Annotated in this window: 10 protein-coding genes; all 10 read left to right on the top strand. The window is 34.4% G+C overall.

Translation table 11 applies throughout. The features are described 5' to 3' along the window. The first annotated feature begins 12 nt into the window (after positions 1-12). Positions 13-1041: a dTDP-glucose 4,6-dehydratase gene (gene rfbB, locus RV04_RS00050; RefSeq protein WP_071856435.1), complete on the top strand. Its 1029-nt coding sequence runs from the start codon at positions 13-15 to the stop codon at positions 1039-1041. A 78-nt stretch (positions 1042-1119) separates the two neighbouring features. Further along, positions 1120-1965 carry a dTDP-4-dehydrorhamnose reductase gene (gene rfbD / locus RV04_RS00045; RefSeq protein WP_071856434.1) on the top strand — a complete coding sequence of 282 codons (846 nt, stop codon included), beginning with the start codon at positions 1120-1122 and terminating at the stop codon, positions 1963-1965. Positions 1966-1985: 20 nt separating this feature from the next. Continuing rightward, positions 1986-2825 (top strand): glycosyltransferase, encoded by an 840-nt coding sequence (locus RV04_RS00040; RefSeq protein WP_071856433.1) that lies wholly within the window; start codon positions 1986-1988, stop codon positions 2823-2825. Continuing rightward, complete coding sequence (locus RV04_RS00035; RefSeq protein ID WP_071856432.1) at positions 2815-4899, top strand: DUF7657 domain-containing protein; 2085 nt, start codon at positions 2815-2817, stop codon at positions 4897-4899. Before RV04_RS00040 ends, RV04_RS00035 begins: the two co-directional genes overlap by 11 nt. Before the next feature lie 18 nt (positions 4900-4917). Further along, positions 4918-6171 (top strand): EpaQ family protein, encoded by a 1254-nt coding sequence (locus tag RV04_RS00030; protein WP_071856431.1) that lies wholly within the window; start codon positions 4918-4920, stop codon positions 6169-6171. Between the two features lie 322 nt (positions 6172-6493). Continuing rightward, positions 6494-7306 (top strand): ABC transporter permease, encoded by an 813-nt coding sequence (locus RV04_RS00025; RefSeq protein ID WP_071856430.1) that lies wholly within the window; start codon positions 6494-6496, stop codon positions 7304-7306. A 14-nt stretch (positions 7307-7320) separates the two neighbouring features. Next, the gene (locus RV04_RS00020; RefSeq protein ID WP_071856429.1) at positions 7321-8526 is read left to right on the top strand and encodes an ABC transporter ATP-binding protein; all 1206 of its coding nucleotides are present in this window, start codon (positions 7321-7323) and stop codon (positions 8524-8526) included. A 2-nt stretch (positions 8527-8528) separates the two neighbouring features. After that, positions 8529-11690, top strand: coding sequence for a glycosyltransferase (locus tag RV04_RS00015; RefSeq protein WP_071856428.1), 3162 nt, complete (start codon positions 8529-8531; stop codon positions 11688-11690). Positions 11691-11694: 4 nt separating this feature from the next. Continuing rightward, complete coding sequence (locus tag RV04_RS00010) at positions 11695-13842, top strand: glycosyltransferase family 2 protein (RefSeq protein WP_071856427.1); 2148 nt, start codon at positions 11695-11697, stop codon at positions 13840-13842. 191 nt (positions 13843-14033) lie between these two features. After that, on the top strand, positions 14034-15266 hold a 1233-nt coding region (locus tag RV04_RS00005), incomplete at its 3' end, for a hypothetical protein (RefSeq protein ID WP_143139467.1).

Here is a 15266-nt window from a genome sequence, read left to right as displayed (position 1 = left end):
GGAGCAAAATAGATGAAAAATATTATCGTAACAGGTGGAGCTGGCTTTATTGGCTCTAACTTCGTTCATTATGTAGTTAATAATCATCCTGAAGTCCATGTAACTGTTTTGGATAAGTTGACTTATGCAGGAAATAAAGAAAATTTAGCAGGACTGCCTGAAGACCGAGTAGAACTAGTTGTTGGCGATATTGCAGACACTGAATTAGTTGAGCGTTTGGTCCAAAAAACAGATGCAGTCGTTCACTATGCTGCAGAATCTCATAATGATAATTCATTGAAAGATCCATTCCCATTTGTTCAAACAAATATCATTGGAACATATACATTGATTGAAGCCTGCCGTAAAAACAATGTGCGCTATCATCATGTTTCAACCGATGAAGTGTACGGTGACCTTCCATTAAGAGAAGATTTACCAGGACACGGCGAAGGCGAAGGTGAAAAATTCACTGCTGAAACACCGTATAACCCTTCAAGTCCATATTCATCAACAAAAGCTGGATCAGATTTATTAGTAAAAGCTTGGGTTCGTTCATTTGGCTTACAAGCAACGATTTCAAACTGTTCAAATAACTATGGACCTTACCAACATATTGAAAAATTTATTCCACGCCAAATCACGAATGTCCTAAGCGGTATTCGTCCAAAACTTTATGGCGATGGAAAAAATGTTCGTGACTGGATCCACACAAATGACCATTCTTCTGCTGTTTGGGCAATTTTAACCAAAGGCAGAATCGGTGAAACGTATTTGATTGGTGCAGATGGCGAAGAAGATAATAAAACAGTGATGGAAATTATCTTAGAAGAAATGGGTCAACCAAAAGACGCTTATGATCACGTAAAAGACCGTGCAGGTCATGATTTACGCTATGCGATCGATTCAACCAAGTTACGTGAAGAATTAGGCTGGAAACCTGAATTTACGAATTTCCGCGCTGGGATGAAAGATACCATCAAATGGTACACTGAAAATGAAAACTGGTGGCGCGCTGAAAAAGAAGCGGTTGAAAGCAATTACGCGAAAAATGGCCAATAATATTAGTTAAATGAGGCAGGGTATCCTGCCTTTTTTTGAGAAATAATAAAATGGATAAAAAGTAAGGAGTAGAGATAAATGATCTTAATTACAGGTGGACAAGGACAATTAGGAACAGAGCTACGCCATTTACTTGATGAAAGAAAAATCGAGTACGTGTCAACAGATGCTGATCAATTAGATATCACAGATAAAGAAGGTACTTACAAATTCATTACTGAAATGAAACCAGAATTGATTTATCATTGTGCTGCTTATACTGCAGTCGATAAAGCTGAAGAAGAAGGCAAAGAATTAGATGAAAGAATCAATGTCGAAGGCACACGTAATGTAGCTGAAGCTGCAAAAGCTGCCGGGGCAACATTGGTGTATATCAGTACTGACTATGTTTTTGATGGTAAAAAACAAGAGGGCATGTATCAAGTCGATGATACAACGAATCCATTAAGTGAATATGGTCGGACAAAACTTTTAGGTGAACAAGCAGTCCAAGAAACAATGGAAGACTACTATATTATTCGGACTTCTTGGGTTTTCGGTATTTATGGCCACAACTTCATTTATACAATGCAAAACTTAGCTAAAACTCATGATCGTTTAACCGTTGTGAACGACCAATTTGGCCGTCCAACATGGACTCGGACACTAGCTGAATTTATGACATTTGTGATTGCCGAAAAAGCCCCATTTGGTGTCTATCATTTATCAAACGAAAACAGTTGTTCATGGCATGAATTTGCGAAAGAAATCTTAAAAGATACAGATGTAGAAGTTGCACCTGTAACTTCAGCGGAATATCCCCAAAAAGCTACGCGGCCACAATATTCAATTATGGATTTGAGTAAAGCAAAAGCATTAGGTTTTGAAATTCCAACATGGCAAGAAGCATTAGCTAGTTTCTTAGAATTAGAAGCGAAACAATAAGGAAAAAGGAAGTGAGTAAGATGTTCGAATTAATTGTTGTTCTGTATAATATGACTTATTCAGAATCACCGACAATCAATAGCTTGAATACACTGCTTACTTCTGATTGTTTTCCTGAAATCCAACAAGTATTGATTTTTGACAATAGCAATCAAGCAACCCAGCCTAGGGACTTAGCAACACGCTTTGTTTATCAGCACAGTGAAGAAAATGTAGGCTTAGCCAAAGCCTACAACTATGCCATCAAGCAGCGAAATCCGAAGACTGAATGGCTCGTGACGCTAGATCAAGATACTCAGCTGACAAATGCCTACCTAAAAGAACTGCTTTCAAAAGCAAAGACATTACCTGAGACAGTCGTCGCGCTTGCGCCAGTAGTTATGGATCAGCAGCAACAAATCTCTCCAGTTCGTAGTGATACTCTACGTCCTTTACATAAAGAATTGCCCAAAGGTGACCAAATTTTTTCGAAAAACATTATGGTTATCAATTCAGGTACGGCTATTCGCATGGCCTTCTTACTTCAAATCGCAGGCTATAATGAAGAATTCCCGTTAGACTATTTGGACCATTGGCTAAGTTGGAAGATTTTTTCAGAACAGAAACAACTATATAGCTTAAAAAGTGTTCTGCAGCATGAATTATCTGTGTTAAATTATGCGGAACAAATGACAGTTAGTCGTTATCAAGCTATTTTACGAGCTGAGTATAGTTATTATCTTAAATACGCTTCTAATTTATTACCAGCTTATCGTAAGCAATTATTTTTACGTAGTTGTAAACAATTTTTAACAGGAAAAATAAACTATGGGAGATTGACTTTTAATTTTTTAATCACAGGAGGAAACAATGGAAACTAGGTCAACTAACCGCTACAGAAAAATTTCGTATGAAAAAAAGAATCCATTTTTATGGTTACTTGATCAAGCGATCCGCTTTCGTTACTTAATCGGGCTCATCTTTCTTATCTTAACTGTGGCTTTAAATTTGAATGGCAGTTCGATTGGATCATGGGATAAAATTGTTTCTGAGCGGTCTGATAATAAAACATCCGATATTATTTTAGGCGAAAATCGAGGAGTTCGATCAGATGAGTGGATGGTTCAAACACCTTTTTATTTTTCTCAGGCGGAGCATGATTATCCGGTAGTGAATAAGCAATATGGTAAAGCAGGGCAAAACATGATTATTGCTTATAATTCGCCAGTAAAAGACTTAACAGTGATTGGGAAACCCTTTAATTGGGGCTTTTTATTTCTAGGAAAATCAAGAGGATTATCTTTTTATTGGGCCTTTAAAATTATTGGAATGCTTTTACTAAGTTTTGAATTGGTCATGATTTTAACTAAAAGAAATAAGTACCTATCTTTACTGGGCTCTTTTTGGATTACATTTTCACCTTCAATTCAATGGTGGTTTATGCAGCATGTAGGAGACTTGATGTTCTTCACTTTAGCAATCATGGTAGCAAGTCATTACTTTATTGCTAGGCATGAAAAAGTTTTGCTACGTCTTTTGATGATGCTGTTGATTGTTATTAGCGGTATTGGTTTTGTGTTAGTCTTATATCCTGCGCATCAAGTGCCGTTAGCGTATCTTATTTTATTTTGGTTGTTTGGAACTCTGATCCACTACAGGAAAAAGATTGTATTAGATGTTTGGGATTTACCAATTATTATAGGTGGACTAGGGATTATTACTTTTATCCTTTTGTATTTTTATTATACGTCTAAAGATGCTGTCGAGGCGACTATGAACACGATTTATCCTGGCCATCGAGAGGCTAGTGGTGGTGGACGTCCACTCTCCGATTATTTCTTATTTTTAACGAATTGGAAGATTCCGTTTGAAAATTTCAATTTCCACGGAACCAATAACAGTGAAGTAGCTTCTTATTTTAACTTTTTTCCACTAACTATTTTGCTTTCGCCATTCATTATTTTTTCTAAGCAAGGTAAAGAAGAAAAGTATATGGGTGCTATCTTAGGATTGTTCTGCTGTTTTATTTTTGGTTGGACATTCTTTGGATATAGTCATGGAATTGCAAAAGTACTCTTACTGACTTATGTTACAAGTACCCGAGGATTAGTAACCTTAGGTTTTGCCTCAGTATTATTGTCATTATGGATGATTAATTTTCTTTGGGAATATGGGCACATGCCTTATTGGATCAAATTAATTTTTTTAGTACTTGTTATGGGAATAGCAACTTATTCAGTAGTATCCTCTATTATGGGACAGTACTTTAATTATTTTGAAATATTTATGACTTTAATTGTATTTGGTTTGATTATGTTTTGTTTGCTCTTTAAACGGAAGCGAATGTTCCTATGGTTGATGTTGTTAGTTGTTTTAGTTTCAGGTATAACCGTTAATCCAGTAGTTAAGGGGATTGGCGCGATTGAGAAGAAAACATTGGCAGAAGAAATCGTAAAGATCAAAAAAGAGGAACCCAATGCTTTATGGCTTTCAGAAGCAGATTTATACAATTTTACCCCTGCTTTAGGAGTAAAGACTGTGAATTCTGTTAGATTTTATCCAGATATGAAGTTATGGGAAAAAATCGATCCAAAACATAAACATGAAGATGTATACAATCGCTATGCTCATGTACGGGCATTTGTGACAGCAGATAAAACAAAATTTCATTTAGATCGGCCAGATAATTTTACTGTTAATATCAATTTTACAGATTGTAAAAAACTAGGCATCGATTATGTGATCAGTAAACGTCCCTTAGAAGATTATAATGCTTTAAATTATGCTCAATTTGAACGTGTTTACGGCCCAGATAAGGATAGTTGGTCTATCTATAAATTAAGCTTTACTTCCGACGAAACTAAAGCTCAAACAACAGTTGATCCAGTTGGAGGAACTGAGGACTATCAAGAAATTCCTCAGCAAGCTCCCGAAGACTATGGATATATCTATTAAAAAGTTCGGAGGAAAACAATGGAACGAGTAAGTAAAGAAACCTCTGCAGTTTTAAATTTAATCAGTGCGCTTATTTTAATTGTAATGACCTTAATGTGCTTTTTCCTATGGACAAAAGGGATAGGTACTCAAGGGATGTTTAATTTATATGCGAACATGAACCGCTATATGCCGATTGGAGCAACAATAGTATTACTATTGAACATTTATCGTTTAAAAGTTGGAGATATCATCTGGATTGCTTTAGCAATTGCTTCTATCTTTTTTTACCATCAATTCGATACTTTAAGAGAAGCTGGTTTTTTACAAAATATTACATTAGCCTTGATTATTTTTATCGTACTAGATTTTAAATTAGTTGAATTTACCAAGGAAATCAGAGTCTTATTTGCTGGTTTAATGTTATTGATTTTGTTGATTACAGCTTATCGTATTTTTACGGAGATACCAACCACTGAAGGAATCAGTATCTGGGATAAAAGTAATAAACTTCAGGAAATATGGATTAATACCAATACGATTGGGAGTAGTGTCATGTGTTCTAGTTTTATTGCGAGTACATTATTTCAATCTCTAGAATGGACTTGGGCAAAATATTTAAAATACCCAATCTATTTGATCGCCTTAGCTTGTGCCTGGGTCGTGCAATCGCAAGCGGCTTTTCTAGCTGTTGCCTTTTTTGTCTTTTTCGATTTATGGCCTAATTTCTTAAAAGAAAAAATGAAATGGACCTATGGAATTGGTTACAGTATTTTTTTGATAGGGATTTTCCCATTATCGCTTATTTTAGCTAACTCAAATGAAATTGATTTATTTACTGGTCGGGAAGATATCTGGAAACATTTTTATCAAACACTGTTTAAAGTAAAAGAACAGTTTTGGGTAGGAATGCCCCCGTTTACGTTTCATAGAGGCACGCAAATTTTAGGCAACCACAACAGCTATAATGCAACTATAGGTGCGTTCGGTCTCATTGGACTAACTTTTATGAGTTTATTTATCTTGTACAATGTTTGGTTATTGATCTTAAAAACAGATACGCAAAAAACACAATGGAGTTTTCTGATTGCTTTCTTTGGCATTTTACTTCAATCAACAATGGAAGACACGTTGATGGCGCCTTATTGGATTCCAATCACCTTTTGTTTATTAGGTTTGGCTTGGCAGAAAAATAAAGTAACGATTATTGTAGATACAAATGAATATTCAACTGATTTTTTTGAATCGGGTGAGGAAATTAATTCAATGACTCGCTCGCAAAGACATCAATAAAATAAAATCTTAAAAAAAGCTTAGATAAATCAAAATATCTGAGCCTTTTTATTTTTACTAATTTTAACTGTAAAATTTGCAATAAAATTGTTAAATTAACCCCATTTAGTTAGTATTCTTTAAGGATCTACTTGCTTTTTGATGATGCTTGTTAGGAAAAAATATTTAGTTAGAAGAAATGCTATTTCTTCCTTCTTATTAAAAAGAGGAAACCTTGTTGCTGTCTATGAAGGACCTTGCTTTTATATTTATCTTTCTGTAGAATAATAACGTTAATCAACTAAAGAAGTAATAAATCAAGAGTTAGATGAGAGGAAAAAAAATGTTTAAAGACCTACTGAGTTTTTTCAAAGAAATTTTTCAAAATCGCACGTTATTAAAACAATTTTCTGTAAATGATTTTAAGTCACGTTATGCGGGATCGGCTTTAGGAATCTTTTGGGCTTTTGCTAATCCATTAGTTATGGTAGTAACTTATTGGTTTGTTTTTGGTGTTGGATTTAAAGCAGCAATGACGGATGGAAAGTATCCATTTATTGTTTTCTTATTAACCGGTTTAGTGCCATGGATGTACTTTTCTGAAGTGCTCGGTTCGGCAACAAATGTCTTTCGTGAATACAGTTACTTAGTTAAGAAGGTTGTTTTTAATATTCGTATATTGCCTTCTGTTAAATTATTTTCTGCCATGTATATGCACATCTTTTTTATTGCAATTGCGCTTATTGTCGCGCTTTTCAATCATATCATTCCAGGATTACATCTATTGCAATTGGTTTACTATCTATTTTGTATGATTATGTTTTTAACTGGGCTAACGTGGATTACATCATCTATTCAACCATTTTTCCCTGACATCAATCAGTTTATTGTGGTAATCATGCAAGCATTGATGTGGGGAACCCCCGTTTTATGGAGCATCAACCAATTTGCTGCACATCCAACAATTCAATTTATTTTGAAATTCAACCCAATGTTCTATGTTGTTCAAGGATATCGTGATGCCTTCTTCGGGGAGCAATGGTTTTGGGACAAACCTTTATTAACCATCTATTTCTGGGTTGTAACGATCATTCTACTAATAGTTGGCAGCATTGTTTTCAAACGCTTGAAACCACATTTTTCTGATGTTCTATAAGGAGATAAATTTAAATGACTGAAACAGTAATTGAAATCAACCACTTAACAAAAAAATACGATATGTACAAAAAGCCTTCAGATCGTTTAAAAGAAGCTTTAAGCCCTTCAAGAAAGACCTATCATGAGGTGTTTTACGCTTTGAACGATGTAAATGTTGCAGTAAATAAAGGCGAAATGATTGGATTTATAGGTGAAAATGGATCAGGGAAATCAACTATTTTGAAAATTATTACAGGTGTTCTAACCCCTTCTTCTGGTGAAGTAAAAATAGAAGGAAATATTGCCGCCTTATTAGAACTTGGTTCTGGGTTTAATCCTGAATATAGCGGATATGAAAATATTTTTCTTAATGGAATGGTCCTTGGCTTTTCTCGTGAGGAGATGGCTGAAAAAGTCGATGACATCATCAACTTTGCGGACATTGGGGATCATTTGTATCAACCAGTTAAAACTTATTCGAGCGGGATGTTCGTACGCCTTGCATTCGCAGTAGCAATTAACGTTGATCCGGATATTCTTATTGTTGATGAAGCTTTGGCCGTAGGAGATTTAGAATTTCAATTAAAATGTATGGAAAAATTTACCGAACTTCGTAACGCTGGCAAGACAATTCTTTTTGTTTCTCATGATGTAAATGCAGTGCGTCGTTTTTGTGACCGGGTATATTGGTTGAAAAATGGTGTAGTAGAAGCTGAAGGTGAGACGATGGAAATTACTGAAACGTATGAAAATTTCTTAAAGAAAAAATCATTGAAAACTGTTGATCGTGAAAGTTCAACATCCGAGGAATTTTCAGCTTACGATATCGTAGAAGTAAAATCGGCCGAATTATTAGATGGAAATTTACAGCCATTAGAATTAGTTGAGCAAGACAGTAAAGTTGTTATTAAAGTCGTTTACAATGTTAAAGATGATTCAATCAAGAAGCCTGTCTTAGGGGTAGCGATTCGGACGGTAGACAATAACTATGTTTGCGGATTAAACACCTTATTAGATGAAGAATCGATTCCTTGGAAAAAAGGCGAAAATATTTTTTATTTAGAATACGAAAAGATGGCACTATTAGGTGGAGAATATTACTTTGATGTCGCGCTTTTTGAAGAAAATGCGACTGTGCCGTTGGTTTACAAAACAAGATACCTAACAATGTTTATTTCAGGTAAATATGTCGGCGAAGGCATCGTTGTTTTGGATCATAAGTGGAAGGATACGATTTAACTATGAAGTATGATTTTGATTTATCATTAGAAGAGCATACAAGTGTAGGGAAAATTATCAGCCAAATCACTGAGGGATCTTCTGTTCTAGAATTTGGTCCAGGCAATGGACGAATGACTAAGTATCTGATTAATGAAAAAAAATGTAAAGTATCGATTGTTGAATTTGATCCTGTTTTATTTGAGCACGTCATGGGCTTTGCCCAGGACGGCTTTTTAGGAAATATCGAAGATTATACTTGGAACAATCATTTTTCAGAAAAGACGTTTGATTTTATTGTTTTCGCAGATGTATTAGAGCATTTAACAGATTCAGAAAAGGCGTTACAAGAAGCAAGTAAATTTTTAGCGCCCGGTGGGGAAATATTACTGACTTTTCCTAATTTAGCTCATAATTCTGTCATGATTGATTTATTTAATAATAAATTGGATTGGAAGCAATATGGTCTTTTAGATCGTACGCACAATAGTTTTTATACTCAGACTGGTTTTGAAGAATTATTTGCAAGAATTGGTTTGTCCATTCGACGAGAGGACTTTACTTACTCTCAAGTGGGACAGAATGAATTACCTGCAAGCTATGATGAATTGCCTCAAATGGTCAAATATGATTTTAAAAATAGACCCTTTGGAGAAGTATATCAATATTTTTATGCATTGCGTAAAGAGGCAGTTGAAAATCCAGAACGAGTAGAGCCCATCAATTCTAATTACAATAAACAAATACAATTAGCGTATTTGATTGATGGTAAATTTGAAGTTGAGCCGTATATCGTTAACAACCATACTGGTGAAAATAAAGCAACAACTCATCAAGCGCCAGTAAATGCAGAAAAATTACGAATTGTGGTCGGTAGTGTGCCAGCTACCGTCCAATTATCCATCGTAGTTGATCATAAGTTAACGGCTATTGAAGAAACGAACGCTTCATGGTATCAAGAAGACCTATTTCTATTTCCTGAAATTACTGAAGAACCTTATGTTATTGTTGATGGCTCTTTAGTTGCAGGAAAACAGTTTACAGTTAATATCGATGTATTGAATGAAGAAGACTTTATCCCTTCTGAAGTTAAAGTGATGCATGATGTTGCGAATGAAAAGGAAAAAAACAGATTATTAACTGCCAAATTGAGTTACTTAGATCAATATGATTATCAGATCAAGACGATCCCTTATGTGGAAGCCCATCATGAAATTGAGGGCATCAAGCTGACAATCGAATCAATTGAAAATAATGAGGCTGAGAATGAAGCAATCATTAAAGGCTGGGGGTTCTCTGAAAAGAATCATTTACCACTGGATTACTTGCTAGCTGAGTCTATGAATACCTTGCAAGTCAATCACATCTATCGTCCCGATGTAAACGAGGTATTTGGTATTGATTCAGAAGAAAAATATGGATTTATTTTGACTGTAAAAAATATGCAGATCTTAGAAGATATTAAATTATTTGTTTTAGATGATGAAAGTCAAATATACCCGATCATAGTAAAACAAATTAAAGCATCGAATACACCAACGGCAAAAAAAATCCGTCATTTATTAGGTTCAATCAAGCGCAATGGCTTTTCAGGTGCGCTGAAAAATTATCAACGTTCAAAACAGCAAAGCGCAAACTACGAAGACTGGATCACTAAAGTTGAGGAACCTAATAATACTCAATTAGTAGAAGCAATGCAGAGCCTTGCTTTTCAGCCAAAAATATCTTTAGTTGTTCCAGTATACAATGTGGATGAAAAATGGTTGCGCGCTTGTGTGAGTTCTTTGACTGACCAAATATATCCTAACTGGGAACTTTGTTTAGCAGATTATGCCTCTCCGAAGGCACATATCAAACCTTTATTACAAGAGTTGGCTGATGAAGACGAAAGAATCAAGATTGTTTTACGGGAAAAAAATGGACATATTTCAGAAGCAACGAATTCAGCCATTGAAATTGCTACAGGCGACTATATTGGTTTTTTAGATAATGATGATATTTTAGCAGATACGGCACTGTTAGCAGTGGTTAATGCCTTAAACGAAGACCAAGAACGAGAATTTATTTATACTGATGAAGATAAATTATCAATGAGTGAAAAACGCTTTGATCCTTTTTTTAAACCAAATTGGAATGAAACACTATTGTTGGGTCATAATTATATTACTCACTTTGTGGTGGTTAAACGTTCAATTATTGATGATATAGGCGGATTAAGAACAGAATTTAATGGTAGTCAAGATTATGATTTTGTATTACGAGCAACTGAGGCGGCAAAAAAGATCCATCATGTTGCCAATATCCTTTATCATTGGAGAACGATTGAAACTTCAGTAGCGATGGATCCACAAAGTAAAGAGTATGCATATGTTGCTGGAAAAGAAGCGTTACAAGCGGCTTTGGAACGTCGACATTTGTCTGGAATTGTGACAATGACTAAAAATTATGGCGCCTATAAAGTTGATTTCAACTATGCAAGGGATCCTAAAGTTTCAATTATTTTGACTGGAAAACCTAATCAAGACTATTTAGCAAAAGTTTTAAAGACTGATTGGAAACAGTTTGAAGTTTTAACGAATTCAGATAGTTTATTAGATGAAAAAATAAAAACGTATTCTAATAAGAATGAAAATGAGTTAGCCGATGTAGCTACCGGTGAGTATTTGATTTTTCTATCAGAAGAGATGATTCCTACTAAAGATTCTTGGTTAAAAGAAGCTATGAATTTTGTTCGCTTACCAGAAGTAGGCGCTGTAACTGGTAAAGTAATCAGTAAAGATGAAGCAATTTTTAATTGCGGAGTTATTATCGATCCTGAAAACGAACGTATTATTTATGAACAACAAGGACTATCAAATAAAACAATCGGAACCTATTTCAGACCGACGTTGCCACGAGAAATTTATACTGCAACGGAAGATTGTTTGATTATTAAACGTACTGATTTCTTAGAAATCGGAGGCTTCGATTTAGCAATGCCTGCTCAAATCAAAGGAATTGATTTTTCGATTCGTTTAGCAGAAAAAAATAAAAAATTGATTTTTGATCCATATTTTGAAGTGTGTTATCCAGGTGAAAATCATTTTAGTATCAAAAAAGAAGCATATGAAAGCTTAACTAAAAAATATTCACGAGAATTGAATGATCCATTGATCAATCCAAATCAATTCAGCATAGGAGGTTAATCCGATGGCAAAAAATGAACAAATTTGCATTGATCAATGCAGTTATCAATCAACCACAAAGAAGTTAGAAGTTAAAGGTTGGGCCCTTGATTTAACTTCTAAGTTAGTCCCTAAAATCGGAATAGAAGCGAGTAACGTAGCGAGTGAGAAAATTGAGATGTATCCTCGCTCGGATGTTGCTGCAGCTCATAAAACGAGTGCTAGTTTATCGATGGGATTTCAATTACTAATCGAAGTCATCGATCCAACAAAAGCAGTTCAGATTGGTTTTATTTTTGGGGATACGAAGCATGAAAAAAGTTTTATTCCAAATGAATATATTGTCCAAAAAACTAAACAAGCTTCTCAATTCAATGCTTTTTATGGAAGAGCTCGTAAAGGTTTAAGCTACTTAAAACGTAATGGTATAAAAAATACACTTCGTCGAGTTAAATTGGAAAAGAATAAACAGTCAGATACAAGCTACCAACAATGGATTTCTGAGAATGAAGATTGGAACATTGATACGATTAAAGCAGAAATAGCAACTTTTGACTATCAGCCAGTCATTTCTATTTTAATGCCCGTTTATAATGTCGAGGAAAAGTGGTTGGCTAAGTGTATCGAATCTGTTCAAAATCAATTTTACTCAAACTGGGAGTTATGTATGGCGGATGATCATTCTACTGATACGACCGTTCGACCAATGTTAGAAAAATATGCTGCACAAGATCCCCGAATCAAAATTGTATTTAGATCAGAAAATGGGCATATTTCAAAAGCAACAAATTCCGCTTTAGAAATAGCAACTGGAGACTTCGTTGCTTTATTAGATAATGATGATGAATTAGCACCAATCGCCTTGTATGAAGTCGCTAAAAAATTAAATGAGAATCCAGAACTAGATTTAATTTATTCGGATGAAGATAAAATTGACATGGAAGGGAATCGGTTTGATCCAGCCTTTAAACCAGATTGGTCACCTGATTTATTATTAGGCACAAACTATATTTCCCATTTAGGTATTTATCGTCGTTCAATTATGAATACAATTGGAGGATTTCGGGTCGGATATGAAGGCTCACAAGATTTTGACTTAGTCTTACGTTTTACTGAGCAAACTGAAGCACAACGGATCGCCCACATCCCACAAATTTTATACTATTGGCGTATTTTGCCAAGTTCGACTGCTGCAGATCAATCAACCAAAAGTTATGCTTTTGATGCTGGCTTAAAAGCAGTTCAAGATGCCATTGTTCGTCGTGGAATTGAGGCGACAGTAACTCATGCTGCTGGAAATGGATTATATGAGGTAGAATATAAAGTATTATCCGAAGATTTAGTTAGTGTAATTATTCCGACTCGCAATGGTTATGATGATGTGAAACGATGTGTGGACTCAATTATTCAATTGACAACTTATCCTAATTACGAAATTATAATGGCGGATAATGGCAGTGATCAGCCAGAGATGCAACAATTATATGCAGAATATAAAAAACAATTAGGTAAAAAATTTGTTGTAGAATCTATTGATATTCCATTTAATTATTCGCGGATCAACAATTTAGCTGCAAAAATAGCTAGTGGAAAATATTTACTGTTTTTAAATAATGATACTGAAGTGATTACTCCAGAATGGATGACCAAAATGGTCTCTTTTGCTCAATTTGAGCGGATTGGTTGCGTAGGAGCTAAATTGTATTATCCAAATAACACGATTCAACATGCTGGTGTCATATTAGGTATGGGTGGAGCTGCGGGACATGGACACCATACTTATCCCCGAGGCGATTTTGGTTATTTTGGGAAATTAGAAATTAACGTTGATTATTTAGCAGTAACGGCTGCTTGTCTGATGATAAGAGCAAAAGATTTCAGTGAAATAGGTGGGTTTAATGAAGAGTTAACCGTTGCATTTAATGATGTTGACTTATGTTTGAAAGAATACGAAAAAGGCCATAATAATGTCTGGTTGCATGGCGTTGAATTGTATCATTTTGAATCTCAATCACGTGGCTATGAAAATACACCAGAAAAACAAGCTCGTTTCGAAGCCGAAACAAAATATATGGAAGAAAAATGGGCGAAGTATATAGAAAATGATCCATACTATAATCCAAATTTATCGAGAACCGGTGGAGATTTTTCAGTTCGGCTAAAAGTAAATTAGAAATTACAAGTAAGTAAAAAGCAGTAATCAAATTAAACATTTGGTTACTGCTTTTTTATTAAGTCTATTTTTTATCAGTATCTGATCAAAAAAGATAAAATATCTCTCTTTATATGATAAAATATTTATAAGTTTATTAAATATTAAGGAGGGAAGTTAAATAATTTTTTCTAAGTTATTTGACGATAGTTATGAAAAAAACAAAAGTGTTAGGACTAACTTTTTTAGTAATCAGTCTTTGTGTTCCTTTGTTAGGCTTTAAATCGGTCGCAACAGAAATATCAACAGAAGCTAATTCTATACTAAACACTAGTGAAATCCAAACAAGTAGTTCTTTAAAGATGTTTGAATCCACGGAAACATTATCAAGTAGTACTGCGGTAGTTAATAAAACTTCAGAATCTTCTACAACAAGTATCAGTGAACAACCAAGCACAACAACTACTGAATCAAGCGAAGAAAAAAATATCTTAATGATAACACCTACAGATGAAAAATTTTATATTTCAATTACTGATAAAAACTATGACTTATTAGATGAACCCGATGGAACTATTATTGATGATGGAAAACAACAATATCAAAAAACATTTGCCGCTCAATCTGTTATTGATCAAGGTGGTACAGAATACTATGAACTATCTAATTCGGTGAACCATCTAATTGGTTATATTCGTTCTACAAGTGCAGAAATAGCTGAAGGTAGTCAAGGTAAATTTTATTCTGAATCTAACGTATATGCGAGTATTGTTTCAGCTAATTTTGATTTGCTGAATGAAAAATTTCAGAAACAAGGTACGACAGAAAAAATAATTGATCACACTTTTAAAATCGATGGCTACTATAATCATTTTGATGGCAAGACTTATTATTTATTAAGTAATATAAACAGTCAAAGAATTGGTATTGTAGAATCTTTAGCAGTAGAAACTTCAAAAAATGCCTCAGGTAAGGCAAATATTGTAAACGATTTCTATTCAGTGGTTAAAGATGATCAAAAATTATGGCTAGATTTAGAGTCTGATGCAACAGGCACTACCGAAAAAATAATGGATCAGACATTTAATGTAAAAGAATGGTACTATCATTTAGATGGTAAAAAGTATTATGCTCTCTACGATAATAGTGGTAATTTTAAAGGATTTGTGGAAGAAAGTTCAATCAAAAAAGCATCAAGTCGAGGTGGAATTTGGCATTCAGCTGATTATTATGTGAGCATTACTAAAAATAATTGGACAATTTGGTATGATTTTAATTTTAAAAATGGTAATTCTACAAAAAATTTATACCAACGGACATATAAAGTAACTGGATACTATAAGCATTTTAATGGTACGGAATATCTATCTATTTATGATAACAACGGAAAATGGTTAGGCTATCTAAATGCCGATGGAGTTGAAGTAACTAATAATCCAGGCGGA

It is taken from the genome of Enterococcus hermanniensis (assembly GCF_001885945.1).
Classification (GTDB): Bacteria; Bacillota; Bacilli; order Lactobacillales; family Enterococcaceae; genus Enterococcus_A; species Enterococcus_A hermanniensis.
The sequence above is the reverse complement of the archived record's forward strand: the minus strand, read 5'-3'. Positions and strand labels throughout refer to the sequence as shown.